This is a genomic window from Flavobacterium sp. HSC-32F16 (genome assembly GCF_024171645.1).
Lineage (GTDB): Bacteria > Bacteroidota > Bacteroidia > Flavobacteriales > Flavobacteriaceae > Flavobacterium.
The window spans coordinates 67,261-84,993 of the sequence record NZ_JALKAC010000003.1; the positions used below are offsets into that span (position 1 = coordinate 67,261).

Sequence of the window (17,733 nt, forward strand, 5' to 3'; positions counted from 1 at the left end):
TTTAAAATGACTAAATCAACAGATAACACTTTTAGTGTAGAAAAACCAGACGACAGCTCTGGTTTTTTGTTGTGGCAAGTAACCAATCTTTGGCAGCGTGAGATCAAAAAGGCTTTAGAACAATACAATATAACACACTCGCAATTTGTACTTATGGCAAGTATACACTGGCTTACGCTTCACAAACAAGAAGTAACCCAAATAATATTATCATCACACACAAAAATAGACCCAATGACAACTTCTACAGTGCTTAGAACTTTACAGCAAAAAAAGTTCATTAAAAGACAGGAGCATGCTACAGATACCAGAGCCAAAATTGTCGTACTTACTGATACTGGAAAAGAAATTGCAAAAAAAGCGATTGTAACTGTAGAAGATTTTGACAAAAAATTCTTTTCCGTTTTAGGCTCAGATACTAAGAGCTTAAATCATAATCTTGCCAAATTGCTAAAAAAATAATAAATACAATTATATATTTTTTTAATAAAAAAGTTTATTATTCAACACTCTCAATAGTATAATTTGTTTTATTGATTTCAAACTCAAAACCAGCTTTATTGCCCATTAAATGATTTCCTAAAGGTGACTGCGGAGAAAGCGCAATAACATTGATACCGTCAATTGCAATTTTAGGAAGCGCTACGCTTACATACAAATAAATTCCGTTTGCTTTTACCAAACTTCCGAAAATGATGTTTTCTGTGTTTTTTGTTGAATCAATTTTATCTAAAACTGCTTTTTGAGCAATAGCTTCTTTTAGTTTATTGGTTAGTTTTTCCTGTTCGATATGCATCATCGACAAAGCCGTTTCATGTTTATCGCCAGCCGAACCTTTAGCATCGTTTTTAGAATCTTCTGTCAATCCTGAAATCATGTCTTTAAAAACATCTATTCGGTCCTGAACCATTTGTAAATAATGAGAATGTATTTTTTGTTTGAAAGTCATTTTTTTAAAGGTACTGAGGTTCTGAGGTACAAAGGTGCAAAGGTTTTTCTGGTGTCGCAAAAAAATAGCCACGAATTCACGAATTTACTCCAAAAAATTCACGAACTCATGGCTAAAAAAAAGGCACGTTTTATAATTTCTATAATTTTGGTGCCTTAGAATCTTTTTGACAAAAACATCTTAAAAATCGAATTTATAATTTCCTCCAACTAAAACCTGGAATCCCTGAACCGGATAATTCAACCATCTTTCATAAGCTTGGTTTCCAATATTGTTTAGTTTTAAGAAGAAAGTTAAACGCTCGTTATACTTATATCCTAAATGTGCATTGGCATCAAAATAACTTTTTAAGGTTGTAATAACCGGATCAACACCCGAATTTAAATTTGACTGCATATCTTTTCGCTCTCCAACATAGAAAACATTTAAACCAGCATACCACTGCTTCGTAATATTAACGTCTAAAGTTGAACTTAATTTCATTGAAGGCAAATTCCATGCTTCAGTCATATTATCTGTATTGTAGCTGTTAAAAGTTCCGTTGATTCCAAAAGTAACATTCTGAGAGAAATCAGCTTTTAATTCTCCATAAAAACGGAAAGTTCTAATATCTTCATAAACTACCCCAAATGAGTTTCCGAAAGCATAATTCTGATTCGAAAAATCTTCAGTATAATCATTGCTTTTAAACAATGCTTTGTCTTTTTCATTTAAATAAGAAGCCGTTAAATTATAGTTGACATTATTAGCCAGTTTTCCTTTTAATCCGGCAAAAACATTATACTGTGTACTGCTTGGTCTCATATTTAAAGTTGGAGACAAAAAAGGATTTTCGGTTACAAAATCAGCATAGGAATTTTGGTTTAAACCTCCGTTTACTCCTGTGTAGAAAATCATCAAATCGCCCACCAATTTATACGATGCGTTTACTTTTGGATAGATATAAAATTTGTTTCCGCTGTTTTCAGAATCTAAAGCATAAAATAAACCAGCACCTAATTCTAATGTCCAATCGTTTTCATTAACCACAAAACTTGGTTCGATCCCAAAGTTTGTCAAACTATACTTTAATGGTTCAAGATTATCCCAAGCATAATTATGATCAAAAGAACCACTTACATGATCTATTATAATATTGGTATTAATTGCCTGATCCATTACATCAACTTTAAAAGTTGGTTTTAGATAAAAACGATTTTCAGAAGAAGAAAAACTATCTGAGAAATGTGTAAATCTGGTTGAAATTTTGCTAAAAATCCCTTCATTAAATTCAGCATTTCCGCCTAATGAAATCGTGTTATAAGAATGATTTGGATTAATTCCTCTGATCAAATCTTCCTGTGTTCCCGGCGGTAAAGTCATCCCGAATTCAGATGGTAATCCATACCAATTGTATACTTGATTTTGGTAACCCAAATCAACACCCCAGGACATATCACGGTTATTTTGTCCATAACCAATATTTAAACCTGTATCGTAAAATTCATCGTTTAAATTCACATCTTTAATTCCGCCTTGCGAAGAATGATGACGCAGCATTCCTGCCAAATAATCATTGTTTCCTAAATCCTGAGTTACGAATAATTCAGCATTAAGAGTTCCATAATTTCCAACTCCAAGTGTTGCATAATTATTGAATAACCTTTCTTTTTTAGATTTATCCACACCTTGCGCATTTCCTTTTGAAGGTGTAAAAGTCGAAGCTACAGGGACAGACAAAATACTATATTTAATAGTTTCTTTCGGCTGATTTCCAGCATCATCGAGTGATGGTGTTTCCTTGACTTTAAAAGCGTCAGATATGGTTGGCGAATAAGGTTTTACCACGTTTACCGTTTCAGTTCCAATACTTTCATTCTTCTTAACTTGCGAAAACGAAAGCTGGACAGCAAATAACACTAGCAAAACGATAATTTTATTTCGGCACTTAATTTTCATATTTATTTCTTTTAAGAGAATAGAGAAAAGAGTATAGAAAATAGACTTACACTATTTCTTAATTCTTAAGCTCAATCTCTTTGTTCAGTTTCTATATTCTAAAATCTATATTTTTGTTCTTTATTCTATTTTCTCTTCTCTAAAAATCAAGCTTCCCACTCTCCTTTGGCAACAAACTGAGCTTTCCCTCCAATTTTAATATCAAACTGGTTATCAGTTAATTTTCCTTTGAAATAAATTTGAGACGGACGTTTTATATAATCTCCCTGATAATTAATTAACTCAAATTCAGGTTTGTGATATTTTAATAAAAAAGCTTCAAGGCACGTACTCGCACTTCCAGTCGCAGCATCTTCTACCAATTGGTTGTGTTCAATACATAACATTCGACTGAATAATTTTGCCCCTTCCAAATAATAAAAGTATAATCCTCTGTGATCTGTTTTGCAATTATTTTTCATCCAATGATCAGCCTTATCTTTATCTAAAACCAAATTCTCTAATGCTCTTTTACTGCTTAATCCAACCATTACAAAAGCACTTCCTGTGGTAACTTCCTGAATTGGGAATTGATTTTCAAAATCTTCTTTTTTCAGATTACTGAATACTGTAAAATCTTCTTTTGAAAATATATCCCAAAATTTTGGCTGCGCTGCTTTTAACCAAATCAACTCTTCAGACTGATGAATCTGGATTGGTCCAATTGGAACCTCCAATTTAATTTCGTCAGGCGAATTGTCAAAAATCTTATTAATCAAAACCCATGACGTCCCAATTATTGGGTGACCCGCAAACTGCATTTCGTGAGCTGGTGTAAATATCCTTATTTCTGCTTTATTGTTTTCTCTATCTAATTTGGTTACAAATGTGCTTTCTGCAAAATTAATCTCGCGCGCAATCTGCTGCATTTCTTCCGAACTTAAATTTTGTGCCTCTAAAAAAACCGCCAATTGATTTCCGGCATATTTTTTATCAGCAAAAACATCAACTATATAAAAAGGTAAACTCATTGTTCTTATTTTTTTCTTCTTAGAGAATCAAGAGGAAAGAGACAAGACATTTATAAAATCTTGCTTCTTGCATCTTCTCTCTAAAATTATCTTATTTATTAATCGACGAATTGGTTTTAGACTCTTCCGCCTTAATCGCGCCTAACTCTCTTTTAGCTTCTTCAACAACATCCGGATAATCAGTAAAATTGTTAATTACGTTATCTAAAATATAAGTCGCCTGATAGCTGTCTTTTAAACCGTAGAAGTTTTTCGCCATTAAAACCAAACTTTTTGCGCCATAATATTTGTAAGCAGAATAGCTTTTTGCCAGTTTTTGAACTGCAGCATTTGAAGCTTCAAATTTTCCTTCTTTCGTTTTAAAATAAGCATCATAATATAACGCTTCGGCAGCTAATTCTCCTTTTGAAGTCGAAGACAATTTTGCATACGCTGTTTTTGCTTTATCTTCATTTCCTGTTTGGATTGCGGCACGAGCTACAATAATTTGAGCATCGGCTTTTACATTGGCATCGGCTTTTGGATTAGCTAAAACTTTATCTGCCGCGATAACCGAATTATCATAATCCTTTTTATCATAATAACATTTCATCAGGTTGGCCTGAGCGAAGTTTTTATTCTGAGGATAATCGGCTTCACTTTCTAAACGAACTAAAACCGGAATTGATTTATCACAATCTTTCGCTTTCAAGTAAATCTGAGCCAGTCTGTTTAACGCCTGTTCTGTAAATTCACTTCTTGGCTGTTCAATTATGTATTGATAATTCGAAATTGATTTCGTTTCAGAACCTTCTGCATAATACAATTGCGCCAGATAGAAATTAGCTTCTAAAGCATGTAATCCTGAAGGGAATTTACTTGTGTAACCTGCAAATCCTGTAATCGCTGCTTTGCTGTTACTTTGGCTGTATTGTTTGAAAGCTGCATCGTAAGTATCGTTATCTAATTCTGCATCTGTAACCGAAACGAAATCTAAGGTTTTAACCCACGTTGCATATTCATCTACTCTTCCTGAATCAACATAAATTAATCTTGCTGTCGAAACGGCTTCAAGCGCTTCTGGAGTTTTTGGGAACTCCGCCGCAACTTTTTTGAATTTCGTCAACGCTTGTTCATCACGATCTGAATTGTAATAAATCAAACCTTGTTTTAAGATTGATTTTGAAGTAAACGAACCGTTTTTGTATTCTGAAATTAACTGATCGTAGGTTTTAATGGCCAAATCATTCTTTTTATCAGCCACATACGTATTTCCTAATTCAAATAAAACATCATCGCGATATTCTGATTTTTTATACATTTTTAAGAAATTGTTCAGCTCATTGATTTTCTGGTCATTTTTTGACATAAAACCATACGAAAGTGCTTTTTGAAACTGAGCGTAATCAGCATCAACACTTTTTGCATCCATTGCTTTTCCGTAAGCTTCCATCGCCTGAGAATATTTCGAATTCACAAAACGTGAATCTCCTAAACGTAAATACGAATCATTCAAACGCACTTTATCTTCTTTATTATTGTCGATCTGAGCTTGAAATGAATTGGCTGCCTGATCGTATTCTTTCAGTTTAAAATACGTGTAACCAATATTATAATTAATGTTTTTGTATTCGTCTGTAGATTTGGCAGCCGGGAGTCCCGCAAATTGTTTGTACGTCAACAATGCATTCTGCATATCGTCATTAAGATATTCCGTTTCGGCTTTCCAAAAAGTGGCACGCGCTGTAAACTCAGGCGTTTTTTGTTCGCTTACAGCACTTTTAAACATTTTTCCAGCTTCAGCATAATTCGATTCATTGTACAATTCAACTCCTCTGTAAAACAATACTTTTTGATAGGCTGCTTTATTTTCTGCCGTTCTGTTTTTTTCTAATAGAGTCAAAGCTTCTTTATAGTTTTTAGTCGAAATGTAAGAGTCAACCAAAAGCTTTTCTACTTCTGCCCTGTTAGAATTGTTTGGATATTTTTTTAAGAAATCAAGTAAAATTCCCGGAACCGTTTGGTACGCGTTTCCAATATCATAACTCACTTTGGCATAATTCAATGCTGCATCTTCCTGAATTTGTGCATTAAAATCCATTTCCGAAGCATTTTTAAATGCATTCAAAGCTTCTTGTTTTTTACCTGTATTTAAATAACTTAAACCTAAATGATAATAGGCATTTTGCGCTACAAAATCTTTTCCTTCAATGATTTTATTGAATTGAGAAATTGCTTTTTCGTAATTTTTCTGCTCATAATACGCATAACCTAATTGGTAGAAATCAGTATTATTCCATTTCCCTTTTTTTCCTGCGTACTGCTCTAAATAGGGAATTGCTTTATCGTATTGTTTTAAATTGAAATAACTTTCACCAATAATTTTATTCAATTCCGATTTTTCCATTTCATTTGACTTTGCCATTGCTTTTTGGCCCAAATCGATTGCTTTTTGGAAATTTCCTAATTTAAAATTCATATCGGCCTGATAGTACGAAAGCTTCTCTTTGTATTTTTCTTCGCCCGAAACCTCATCAAAATATTTGGTTGCTTCTTTGTAATCGTCGCCTTCATATGCCATGAACCCTAAATAATATTTGGCTTGAGAACCATATTCAGGAGAGTTTACGACTTTGTTAAAATACGCTGTTGCTTCTTTTTTCTTTTTAGCAGTAAAATAGCTGTATCCTTTCTGGAAATTAAATTTATCCGATTCTTTTTTGCTCATGTAACTTTCATCAACACGATCAAACCATTGCAAAGCTTTTGGGTAATTTCCTTGTTCAAAGAAATATTGCGCCACTTCAATATAAGCCTGATTTTGTTTGGTGCTTGTTGGATAATCTTCTACAAATTTTTCCATCAAAGCATCGGCATTAGCCTGATTTGTTCTAATTGCACAGTTGGCAATATAATAAGCACAATCTGATTTTACTTCTTCTGTTTGCGCCGTATTATTTTTTACATACTCAAAAATATGTTGTGCCGAAGCGTATTGTTTGTCGTTATATAAAGCCAGTGCCTTGTCAAAATCCTTTAAATCGTAAGTATAAATAGCTGATTTTTGTGCCGAAACTATGGTCGATGTAAGGATAATTTGGAATAAAAAGAACCAGGAAAGTCTATGCATTTTAGTTATATTTAGTATTCAAATTTATCATTTTATACCGTTTATAACGAAACGTTTCTTGAATTTATTATGAATCTTTTTTTTAACAACAAACATTTAGTTACTTCAAACAAACCATATAAGTGATATAAGTAATTATAAGCTAGGTGATTTTAGCAGATTAACTAAATTAAACTTAAATAACTTATACGGTTTAAATTTTCATTCCTTTTTCTACAAATTTTCTTAAGAAATGATTGAAAATTATTTTGAATCCAATCGTTAACTTATTACTTTTACCATTCAAATCAATTTTATTATGTCAGAAACCGTACTATCTCTTAAAGAAGTCACTATATATCAAGAAGGAAGAAAAATTTTATCTCATATTAATTTAGATGTTCAGCATGGTGAATTTATATACATCATTGGAAAAACAGGTTCCGGAAAAAGCAGCTTCTTAAAAACTTTGTACGCTGATTTGCCTTTAACTGAAGGTGAAGCTCATATTGTTGACTTTGATTTGGCAACTTTAAAAGAAAAAGATATTCCGTACCTGAGACGTAAAATTGGTATCGTTTTCCAGGATTTTAAACTGCTTCCAGACCGTTCTATCAAAGACAATATGCTTTTTGTTCTTAAAGCAACCGGCTGGGTCGAAAAAGAAGCAATGGAATACAAAATCGATGAAGTTCTCGATAAAGTTGGAATGAAAGATTTCTTAAACAAAATGCCTCACCAGCTTTCTGGAGGTGAACAACAGCGTGTTGCCATTGCAAGAGCTTTGCTTAACGATCCAGAATTTATCCTTGCCGATGAACCTACAGGAAATCTTGACCCGCAAACCAGTTCTGAGGTTTTAGAAGTTTTAAAAAACATCAATGCTAACGGTAAAACGGTTATCATGGCTACTCACGATTATGCTTTATTGATGAAATTTCCATCGAAAACATTGAAATGTGAAGAGGAAAGAATTTTTGAAGTAGTGCAAAGAAGCGTGTAATGCTTTCCATTTTAATTCCGGTTTTTAATTATAATGCATTTTCATTAATAGAAAAACTGCACAATCAAGCCTTGGAATTAAATATCGCTTTTGAAATTATTTGTTTGGATGATGCTTCAAATCTTTTTATAAATGAAAACCACCCAATTAACCAGCTCGAAAACTGTTCTTTTACTGTTTTAGATAAAAATATTGGACGCAGTTGTATTCGGAATTTATTGGCAGAAAAAGCACTTTATGAGAATTTATTATTTCTTGATGCTGATACATTACCTGTTCACGAAAATTTCCTTTCAAAATATATTTCTCTCATAGATAAAAGCGAAAAAATAGTATACGGAGGTATTTTATACGAAAGAATAAAACCATCAAAAAATCAGCTTTTAAGATGGATTTATGGCACAAAAAGAGAAGCGTTGAATGTTTCTGAGCGAGAAAAAAATCCCTATCTTTCTTTTTTGACTTTGAATTTTCTGATCAAAAAAAGTGTTTTTTCAAAAGTCACTTTCAATGAAAATATTCCAAATCTCAGACACGAGGACACTTTGTTTTCGTATGAATTAAAACAGAAAGAAATTGAAATAATTCACATCGAAAATCCTGTTTTTCATTTGGGAATTGAAGACAGTAAAACTTTTTTAAGAAAATCTGAAGAAGCTGTATTGGGTTTAAAAAATCTAGTCGATTCCAATTTAATTTCTCAGGATTATGTAAAATTGTCTCATTATTTTCAAATCATAAAAAAAAATCATCTTACAACTCTAACTGCTTTTGGCTACAAAGTTTTCAAACCTTTATTTGCAAAGCAGTTATTAAGTAAAAATCCATCGCTTTTTGTTTTTGACATTTACCGATTGGGTTATTATTGTACTTTAAAATAAAAATAGAATGGTATACTTTTCTATAATAATTCCGCTGTACAACAAAGAAAATTTTATCGAAAACACGATACAAAGTGTCTTGAACCAAACTTTTCAGGATTTTGAAATTATTATAGTAAATGATGGATCTACAGATAAAAGTGAAGAAAAGATTCTACAATTTAAAGACGATAGAATTCAATATTTCAGCAAAAAAAATGAAGGTGTATCTCAAACCAGAAATTTTGGTTTAACCAAGGCAAATGCTGCTTTCGTAGTCTTTCTGGATGCCGATGATTATTGGTATCCTGATTTTTTAGAAACTATGCACCATTATAGTACACTTTTTCCAAAACAAAAAGTATTTGCCGCTGCTATAGAAATCGAAACATCAAAAAAAACATTTCGTGCGGCATATTCGATACGCAAAACAGGCGATTTTGAATTTGTAAATTATTTTAGGGCAAGCAGTAAAGAATCTGTAATCCTGACTTCGGGAACTGTTTTTAAGAAAAGTATTTTCAAAAAAACCGGTGTTTTTGATCCTAATATACAAAGCGGACAAGACACGGATTTATGGATTAGAATTGGAATTATTTATCCTGTTTTATTTATCTGGAAAATATTGGTACGCTACACTCATGATGAAAATAGTCTTTCTAAAAACGCCTCTTTAATGAATTCTAAAATGAATTTTTCTAAGTTTCTGGAACTTGAAAAAACCAATCCTGACCTTAAATATTTTCTCGATTTAAATCGGTTTTCGCTGGCTGTTAAGAGCAAACTTACCAATAATAAAATGCAGTTCGACTATTATTATAACGGAATTAATCTGAAAAATTTAAGCTTAAAAAAAAGAATATTGCTTACTCTTCCTTCAAATCTATTGCAAATTTTGATTGGTTTAAAACTTAAAATGACTGAACTGGGATTAGGTTCATCTATTTTTAAATAGTTTAAATTCTTTGTATTCACGGATATAATCGTTTTCTTCAAATTCATCTGAAGCCAAAACCAAACAAACTGCGCCTGATGAAAAATTCTTTAATTCCCTCCAAATTCCGTTTACTATCAGCAAACCAACATTCGGTTTGTTAAGCGTTTCTTTTTTAATTGTTTTTCCATCTTTTAAAACAACATCAAAACTGCCGCTTAAAGCAATTAAAAGTTCATGTTGTTCCTTATGAGCGTGTCCACCGCGTTTACTTCCGCTTGGAATGTCGAACAAATAATATACTCTTTTTGAAACAAACGGAATTGTATCTCCTTCAATAACAGCAAGATTCCCTCGTCGATCCTGAATTTTTGGAATTTCAATTAATTGAATATCGGCATTTGTGGTCATAATTTGCTTTTAGTTAATTCTTTAAATTTTGAAATTCCGTTTATTCCTGCTTTACTTTTTTTTGGTATCTCAGAGATTTTGATGCTTTTTCTTCTAACTAGAAAAAAGACATATTTGATGAGCCAAACATAAGCAAAATTGTGGTACAGCTTATAGAATAAAGCCGATCTCGCGTAAATTATTGAATCTGAACCTTCATTTTTTCCCGATGAAAATTGCGGATGGGAAACGATAATTTGAGGATCAAAACTAACTTTTAAGTTTTGGCTTAAAGCCGATTTTAAAAACAAAAACTCTTCGGCGGTTTCAAAAAAAGAACCAAGTCCGAAGTTTTCATCAAAAGATATATTGCTTTTCTTTATATCATTTAATTTAAAAGCAATTTCGATTGAACTAACATTCCAGATGCTTTTTTGGTTGTGACTAAAAGTTTGAATTGTCTTTTTTTGCGGTTCCAGATCTCCAATTCTTGAATGATTAAAGGTAATAATACTTGATTCTAAATCTTTTTCAAAAGAAGAAAGAATCTTCATTCTTAAATTTTCTTCAAAAATGACATCGTCATCTGTAAAAAGACAAATACTTTTTGATGCATTTTGAATTGCTTTATTTCTGCTTTTCGACAAACCTTTTTCATTGGTATTTAAAACTCTAACCGAATCATAATCAGAATTTAAATTGGTATTTTCGGTTTGATTTACAATCAACAAATTGAAAGTTGAAAAATGCTCAAACGGAAACATGGGCTGTAAAAAATCTAAATTGCTCCTATTTTTGGTCGCAATTAGAATTTCAAAATCATTTTCAGAAAAAACATTTGACATTTTCATATATATTTACGTAAATATAAATATTTCCCGCATAAATGAGAATACTCTTGGTAGGAGAATACAGCCGATTACATAATTCTTTAAAAGAAGGGTTAGAAGCTTTACAACACGAAGTTTCGATTATTGCAACGGGCGATAATTTTAAAAAATTCCCTGTTGATTATTCTATCCACCCAAAGTTTTTTCTGGAAAATACATTTTTAGTTTTTTGCAATAAAGTTTTCTTCCGAATTTTTAAAATTGATTTACAATTGGCCGAAAAAGGAATTCGGTTTTGGTTCTTTCTCCCAAAATTAAAAAACTACGATGTTGTACAATTAATCAACTCAAATGCAATTGAAACGTATCCGTTTTTTTCAAAATACCTGTTAAAGAAGCTTTTCAATCAAAACAAAAAAAGCTTTCTTTTGGTTTGCGGCGAAGATACTCCGGTTATCGATTTTTTATTAAAAGATGAAGTAAAGTATTCGATTTTGACACCGCTTTTACAAAACAAAAAATTAGCGCCAAACTATCGCTTTTCATTAAAATACATGCGTAAAAACTATCGTGATTTATATGATTTTGTAAGTAAAAAAGTTTCCGGAATAATGGTTTCTGATTTGGATTATAAAATTGCATTGCCCGAAAAAATATTAATTCCAAACCCGGTAAATACCGATAAAATTACTTTTGAACCTATAGCTGTTTCTGAAAAAGTAATCATTTTTCTGGGAAAAAATAACAGCAGTGCGATTAAAAAAGGAACTGCATTTTTTGAAGAAGCGGTTTCTATAATTCAAGAAAAATATGACTCTGTCGACATTATAAAAGTTGAAGATGTGCCGTATAACGAATATATCGCTTTATACAACAAATGTCATATTTTACTGGATCAGGTTTATGGCTACGATCAGGGCTATAATGCGCTGGAGGCAATGGCAAAAGGAAAAGTAGTTTTTACCGGAGCTGAAAATGAGTTTACAGCACATTATAATTTAACCGAAAAGGTTTGTGTAAATGCAACTCCTGATATTACTTATTTAGTAAACGAATTGTCTTTTTTAATTGAAAATCCGGATGAAATTACGGCAATAGGAAAATGTGCAAGAGCTTTTATAGAACAAGAACACGATTATATAAAAATTGCTCAAAAATACCTTGATTACTGGAATTTGAAATAAACTAAACTTTAAGTCTCTTTTTGTTGTTCAAAATATTTTTCCTGACAAATAAAATAACAACCAGCATCATCATATATTCAAAAGGAAAGCTGAATCTTGCATTGCCGCCATACGTAACCAAAGCCTGCAGTACTGAGGTTAGAAAAATAATCGTGGTAAAAAGAAGTTCTTTTGTGATACTGCGATTCTTTAAAAATAAAATAAAATGATACGGAATTAAAAACACAAAAAAGGCTTTAAAAATCGAAATTAACAGCGACTGCAAGTACCAGATTCCTAAAAATATTTTGTTTACAAAAGGCAGTGAAAAACTGCTATAATCCCAATATATTTTTGGTTTCCAGAAATCAAACCATGATCTAAAAATAACTTGTTTTACATATTCTAACGGATTTTTTTTTATCGTCGCTTTAGCATAACCGCCAAGTTCTGCCGAAAGTAAGGCAAAATTACCAGCTGTTTTAGGTAGTAAATCACTTTGTGCATCCCAAATTGTCATCGCAATATCGGTTTGAAGATGTGGTTCTAATTTGGTGTTTTCAGCAATTAATTTATCTCGGTGTCTGGCGTAAACAGATCCAATCCATTGGTATTCCGGCGTAGTTTTTTCGGCAAAATAAACACAGTTTTGCGATAAATTAAGACCAAAAAATGTGGTCGACACAAAATATCCGGTATTTATTTTATTGAAATAAGACCATCCAAAATAAGAGATTAAAGGAAACAGCAGAATAATGAGTTTAGAATTTATAATTCTTGAAATTTTAAAGTTCTTCGCAACACTAAATCCATAAATAACAAATGGAATGAAGGCATAAAAAGGTTTGATTAAAACGAGTAAGCCAATAATGAATCCGACGATAAAATCTTTTTTAAAACTTTTATTATCTAAATAATCTGCCGCTAAATAGTAAAACAATACCGAAACAAAAAAGAGAGTTAAAGATTCTACCAATATTATTCTTTCGTAAAAATGAATCTGGAGAAAGCTTTGTAAAAAAAGCGTAATATATAATGCCGCTTTTGAATCGAAATTTAATTTTAAAATGGTTTTAAACCAATAAATGGAAGTAAAAACTCCTAAAACAATCTGATACACAACGGTCAAGGTTGCAGATCCAAATGCTAAAGCTATCAATAACGGATATCCCGGTGTTCTTTCTCCGTTATATAGACTGAGATCGAAGCTTAAAATTTTTTCGGCTAAAAATAAATAACCTTCCGAATCAGGAAACAGCGTTACGTGAAAATATAAAATCGATAATAAAGCACGAAAAAGTAATCCTGCACAAATTAAAATTTTAATTTCTTTAGTAAAAAATGGATCCAAAAAATTAATATTTAGCATTTATAAAAATAGAATTGAAGGCGTTTTAATTTCATTCTGAGCAAATATAACTTCAATAAAAATAGTACAAATGATCGAAATATGGTTTTATTTAAATTAAGCTTTTTCTAAAATAAATCACTAACACCACAAAATAAAGAAAGTTGTCTAAAGCCTGAGCCATTACCATTCCTTCTGTTCCATAATAATTCACAAAAAGCAGACTCAAAAAATACAAAGTGCCAAGAGAAAACAATTCTGAAATAATAAAAGCTTTGGTCAGCTTTTTGGCAAAAAACTGATAACCCAAAATTAATGAGGCTGCTTTAAAAACATCACCAATTAACTGCCAGAAGAAAAGTGTTGTTACAGGCAAAAACTCCTTTGTAAACAATAATTGAATTATGAAATAACGGCTGAAATAAATTACTATTAAACCAAGGCAAAAAAAGGGAAAAATTGTTTTATAGAACTGCCAAAAAATAGACTTCGTTTCGTCATTATCCTGAGCTTTTGAAAGTTTTGGCAAAAAATAAACGGTTAAAATTGTGCTTACAAAAAGTAGATAATAAGACGAAATCCTGGTCATGGTTTCCCAAAAACCAGCTTGATCTAATCCTAACTTTTCAATAAGATTATTTCGAACAGCTAATAAAACTATTGGACCTAAAACAGATGAAACCAAAGCCATTAAGGAATAAGGCAGTAAGTTTTTTATAATTGTAAAATCATACCATTGCAGGCGAACAATTTTTAGGAATTTAATTTCTTTCTGCACAAAATAAAAAGTGATAAAAAACAATAACGAAGGTGTTATTACAATGGCTAATAAAGCGCCTAAAGTATGGTACTTTAATACCAGTATCAGAGAAACCAGTAAGCCAATTAAGTTTCCTGTAATGTTTACCCAAATTACTTTGGTAAATTTACTTAAGCCGTTTAAAACTGCGAGCAGAAAAACAGATACAGTATACCAAGGTAAAGCGAGTGCCAGAATTTTAAATACCAAAGAATTATCTGCATTATGCTCTAATATTTTACCGTTCCAGAAGGAAGCAAAAAAATATAAAATACCGCTTAGAATAAGTGCAACACAGATTAAACTAATAAAAACTGTTGTAATTATTTTTTTTAACCCTTCTTCATTCTTTTGATTTTCAGCAATATATTTTATTATTCCGTTCTGAAAACCTAATATTGAAATGCTTTCTAAAGAAGTTAAAAAATTACGAAGATTCCCCACCAAAGCCATTCCGCCGGGACCCACAAAAATGGCCAGTATTTTTGAAGTTATTAAACCAATTCCTATTTTAAGTCCTAAACTAAAACTGTTTAACGAAGTAATCTTAAACAAAGTAGAGCTGCCTATTTTTTTTAATACTCTCAAACTAATATTTATTTAAAACGGCAATAATAAAATCAACTTCTGAATCATTTAAAACAGGACTTATCGGAAGACTTAAAACCTCATTATGAATTTTCTCTGTTATGGGTAAAGATAAAGTATTCCATTCAGGAAAAGCATTCTGTTTGTGCGGTGGAACGGGATAATGAATAACCGTTTGAATATTATTCTGGTTTAAATATTCTTGCAGTTTTTCTCTATTTTCTGTTCGGATAACAAATAAATGAAAAACATGATTATTTGAAAAATCCCAAAACGGCAATACAATTTTCTTGTTTTTAATTTTAGATAAATAACGTTTTGCAATTGTTCTTCGTTTTTCATTATCGGTATCTAAATTGGGTAATTTTAAGTTTAAAAAAGAAGCCTGCAATTCATCTAATCTTGAATTTACACCAATATAATCGTTATAATATTTTTTTTCGGAACCATAATTTCGAAGCGAAAAAAGCACTTTTGCCAGTTCGTCATCGTTTGTTGTAACAGCACCGCCATCGCCAAGACATCCCAAATTTTTGCCTGGGTAAAAACTGTAGCCAGATGCTGATTTTAAATTATTAATTGTTAATTTTTGATTGTTAATTACACCGTGAGATTGTGCTGCATCTTCTACAACAACAAAATTATGTTTTTGCGCAATTTGATTTATTTTATCCATTTCAGCAGATTGTCCGTATAAATGAACGGCTAAAATGGCTTTTGTTTTTGAGGTAATTTTCCCGGAAATTAAATCGGGATTTATGTTGTAGGTATCTAATTTGGGTTCAACCAAAACCGGAATTAAATCGGCTTGTAAAATAGCCAGAATACTGGCGATATAGGTATTTGCCGGAACAATAACTTCGTCGCCTTTTTTGAGTTTTCCGAGTTCGATATAACCTTTAAAAATCAAAACCAAAGCATCAAAACCATTCCCTACTCCAATACAATATTTAGTCTGGCAATATTCGGCGAAAGCCTTTTCAAATGTTTCCAATTCCTTTCCTAAAATATACCAGCCATTATCTAAAACGGTTTTCAGTTTTTCCTGAAAGACAGTTTCATACGGTTCGTTAATTTTTTTAAGATCCAGAAATGGTATCATTTTATATCTAATTTATAAAAATCCTGATTGTAAACGGTACAGCCTAATTCTTCTTTTTGTTTTAAAAGCCCGGGATGATACCCCAATTCATTATCTTCATTTACAATTCCCATATCAAAAAAATGCTTGCCTTTGCGTTTGTATTTATGAATCAAATTAATAAATAAAAAATCCAGCGCTCTTACTTCTTCTCCGTTTTTAGTAATGGCTCCATATTGCGATTTTACAACATTTTTGGTTTCAAAAAGGGTTATTCCTGCAATAATTTCATCATTTTGATAAACTGAATATTGTTTGATATACTGCGGAAACCTACTTTTTAAAAGAGTTATTTCATCTTTTGAATGAACAGGTTTTGCATTAAACTTCTCAATTAATCTCGGTTCTAAAACTTCGGTCCAAAATGGTCCAAAATTATCTTCTTCTATAATATCTAAATCCAGATTTTCAATTCTTCTAAAATGTTTCAGTTTGCTTTTTGAAATTTTTAAAGGCAGGTTTAGATTTACAGCCAGATTCATTTCTTTTCGTTCTACAACGGCTCCTCTTTTTAATAAAAAAAAGTCAATTTCCTGATTTCCGTCCGGGAAATAAAAGCTTGGAATGGGTTTGTAATAAAAAGTCTCAATGTTATTTTCTTTTAAAAAAGCCAAAACCGCATCTAAAATTAGTGCTGCTTTTTCTCCATTTAGTTTTCTCAAAAAAACCAAACCTCCATACGTAAGTCCCTGATGCGAATAGATAGAATTGCCGCTTTTATTAGCAGGAAGAATGGCTTTTAGCTTTTCTTCTTCGAAAATTAAAAGTGAAAAATCCTGAAAACGATCATTATGGTATTCCATGAAATCACGATGGAATAAAAACGTGGCATTTTTGGCCTGACTCACAAAATCATTCCAGATTTTGTAATCGTTTTGATCGTATTTCTTTACGGTAAGGTTTTTCATTTTTCTGTCACAGATTTTTATGATTACAATGATTTTTTCTTATTCTTTAGCCAAAAAAATCCTTTAAATCTGTTCTATCTGTGGCTAATATTTCTGTTTAAAATCTTATTTATGCTCAAAAGCCGGCAGATACCATTTGTATTTTACTGCCAGTAAACGAACTGAAATAATTATAATTGAAGTGACAAGATACAGAACATCATCTTCTAAATTTAATTTCTTAAGTCCAAAAAATACTATTCCGCCAAAAATACATATGGTAGCATAAATTTCTCTTCGAAAAATCGTTGGAATCTCGGTACATAAAATATCACGAATTACACCTCCAAAACAAGCTGTCATAGTTCCAAGAGCAACACAAATTACTGGATGAAGACCTGTTAAAATTCCTCTTTCGAGACCAATTAAGGTAAAAACACCTAAACCAATTGTATCAAATAAAAACAAAGAAGTACGGAGTTTATCAAATTTTTTTCTGAAAATAATAGCCAGAAAAAAACCTAAAATAATGACATAAACATATTGAAGATTCATCATCCAGCCCACAGGAGTTCTGCCAATTAAAACATCACGAAGTGTTCCGCCTCCTACAGCCGTAACAAAAGCAATTATAAAAACCCCAAACGGATCGAGTTTTTTATGCATTGCCGTTAAAGCCCCAGACATGGCAAAAGCCATTGTACCAATAATATCTAATAAATGAAACATTTTTTCTTAAGTTACATAGGTACAAAGGTGCAGAGATTTTAGTATTTCTCCTATTTTTTTAGTACTATTTCTACTT

At 31.6% G+C, this 17,733-nt stretch carries 16 protein-coding genes; 5 read left to right on the forward strand and 11 right to left on the reverse strand.

What is annotated here, in order from left to right; genetic code table 11:
* The first annotated feature begins 6 nt into the window (after positions 1 to 6).
* Positions 7 to 462, forward strand: coding sequence for a MarR family winged helix-turn-helix transcriptional regulator (locus L1276_RS11695; RefSeq protein ID WP_253787992.1), 456 nt, complete (start codon positions 7 to 9; stop codon positions 460 to 462).
* Between the two features lie 37 nt (positions 463 to 499).
* Here the strand turns inward: L1276_RS11695 and L1276_RS11700 are convergent, their stop codons facing one another.
* From L1276_RS11700 to L1276_RS11715, 4 genes are all read right to left on the reverse strand, one after another.
* Positions 500 to 949, reverse strand: a complete 450-nt coding sequence (locus L1276_RS11700; protein ID WP_253787994.1) for a hypothetical protein — start codon at positions 947 to 949, stop codon at positions 500 to 502.
* A gap of 180 nt (positions 950 to 1,129) precedes the next feature.
* The gene (locus L1276_RS11705; protein WP_253787996.1) at positions 1,130 to 2,887 is read right to left on the reverse strand and encodes a TonB-dependent receptor; all 1,758 of its coding nucleotides are present in this window, start codon (positions 2,885 to 2,887) and stop codon (positions 1,130 to 1,132) included.
* Between the two features lie 146 nt (positions 2,888 to 3,033).
* Positions 3,034 to 3,897: a PhzF family phenazine biosynthesis protein gene (locus L1276_RS11710; RefSeq protein WP_253787997.1), complete on the reverse strand. Its 864-nt coding sequence runs from the start codon at positions 3,895 to 3,897 to the stop codon at positions 3,034 to 3,036.
* A 91-nt stretch (positions 3,898 to 3,988) separates the two neighbouring features.
* Positions 3,989 to 7,006 carry a tetratricopeptide repeat protein gene (locus L1276_RS11715; RefSeq protein ID WP_253787999.1) on the reverse strand — a complete coding sequence of 1,006 codons (3,018 nt, stop codon included), beginning with the start codon at positions 7,004 to 7,006 and terminating at the stop codon, positions 3,989 to 3,991.
* Between the two features lie 298 nt (positions 7,007 to 7,304).
* On the opposite strand from L1276_RS11715, the gene L1276_RS11720 reads away from it, so the two are divergent.
* Genes L1276_RS11720 through L1276_RS11730 form a run of 3 tightly spaced genes read left to right on the forward strand, consistent with a single transcriptional unit; the run spans position 7,305 to position 9,803 of the window.
* The gene (locus tag L1276_RS11720) at positions 7,305 to 7,988 is read left to right on the forward strand and encodes a cell division ATP-binding protein FtsE (RefSeq protein ID WP_253788001.1); all 684 of its coding nucleotides are present in this window, start codon (positions 7,305 to 7,307) and stop codon (positions 7,986 to 7,988) included.
* Positions 7,988 to 8,869, forward strand: coding sequence for a glycosyltransferase (locus L1276_RS11725; RefSeq protein WP_253788009.1), 882 nt, complete (start codon positions 7,988 to 7,990; stop codon positions 8,867 to 8,869). The genes L1276_RS11720 and L1276_RS11725 overlap by 1 nt, the downstream gene beginning before the upstream one ends.
* Positions 8,870 to 8,876: 7 nt before the next feature.
* Positions 8,877 to 9,803, forward strand: a complete 927-nt coding sequence (locus L1276_RS11730) for a glycosyltransferase family A protein (RefSeq protein ID WP_253788011.1) — start codon at positions 8,877 to 8,879, stop codon at positions 9,801 to 9,803.
* Here the strand turns inward: L1276_RS11730 and L1276_RS11735 are convergent.
* Together L1276_RS11735 and L1276_RS11740 are read right to left on the reverse strand one after the other, a co-directional pair.
* Positions 9,786 to 10,193 (reverse strand): FdtA/QdtA family cupin domain-containing protein, encoded by a 408-nt coding sequence (locus tag L1276_RS11735; RefSeq protein ID WP_253788013.1) that lies wholly within the window; start codon positions 10,191 to 10,193, stop codon positions 9,786 to 9,788. The genes L1276_RS11730 and L1276_RS11735 overlap by 18 nt on opposite strands.
* Positions 10,190 to 11,017 carry a glycosyltransferase family A protein gene (locus tag L1276_RS11740; protein WP_253788015.1) on the reverse strand — a complete coding sequence of 276 codons (828 nt, stop codon included), beginning with the start codon at positions 11,015 to 11,017 and terminating at the stop codon, positions 10,190 to 10,192. The genes L1276_RS11735 and L1276_RS11740 overlap by 4 nt, the downstream gene beginning before the upstream one ends.
* Positions 11,018 to 11,058: 41 nt before the next feature.
* On the opposite strand from L1276_RS11740, the gene L1276_RS11745 reads away from it, so the two are divergent.
* Positions 11,059 to 12,186: a glycosyltransferase gene (locus tag L1276_RS11745; RefSeq protein WP_253788017.1), complete on the forward strand. Its 1,128-nt coding sequence runs from the start codon at positions 11,059 to 11,061 to the stop codon at positions 12,184 to 12,186.
* A gap of 1 nt (position 12,187) precedes the next feature.
* Here L1276_RS11745 and L1276_RS11750 read toward each other — a convergent pair whose 3' ends face one another.
* From L1276_RS11750 to L1276_RS11770, 5 genes are all read right to left on the reverse strand, one after another.
* Positions 12,188 to 13,516 (reverse strand): hypothetical protein, encoded by a 1,329-nt coding sequence (locus tag L1276_RS11750; protein ID WP_253788020.1) that lies wholly within the window; start codon positions 13,514 to 13,516, stop codon positions 12,188 to 12,190.
* Positions 13,517 to 13,625: 109 nt separating this feature from the next.
* On the reverse strand, positions 13,626 to 14,900 hold the full coding sequence (locus tag L1276_RS11755) for an O-antigen translocase (RefSeq protein ID WP_253788022.1): 1,275 nt from the start codon (positions 14,898 to 14,900) through the stop codon (positions 13,626 to 13,628).
* Between the two features lies 1 nt (position 14,901).
* Positions 14,902 to 16,002 (reverse strand): DegT/DnrJ/EryC1/StrS aminotransferase family protein, encoded by a 1,101-nt coding sequence (locus L1276_RS11760; RefSeq protein WP_253788024.1) that lies wholly within the window; start codon positions 16,000 to 16,002, stop codon positions 14,902 to 14,904.
* Entirely contained in the window at positions 15,999 to 16,949 is a 951-nt protein-coding gene (locus tag L1276_RS11765; RefSeq protein ID WP_253788026.1) for a FemAB family protein, read from the reverse strand. The genes L1276_RS11760 and L1276_RS11765 overlap by 4 nt, the downstream gene beginning before the upstream one ends.
* 105 nt (positions 16,950 to 17,054) lie before the next feature.
* A complete protein-coding gene (locus L1276_RS11770) occupies positions 17,055 to 17,657 on the reverse strand; it encodes a trimeric intracellular cation channel family protein (protein ID WP_253788028.1) in 603 nt (200 codons plus the stop codon).
* Positions 17,658 to 17,733 lie beyond the last annotated feature (76 nt).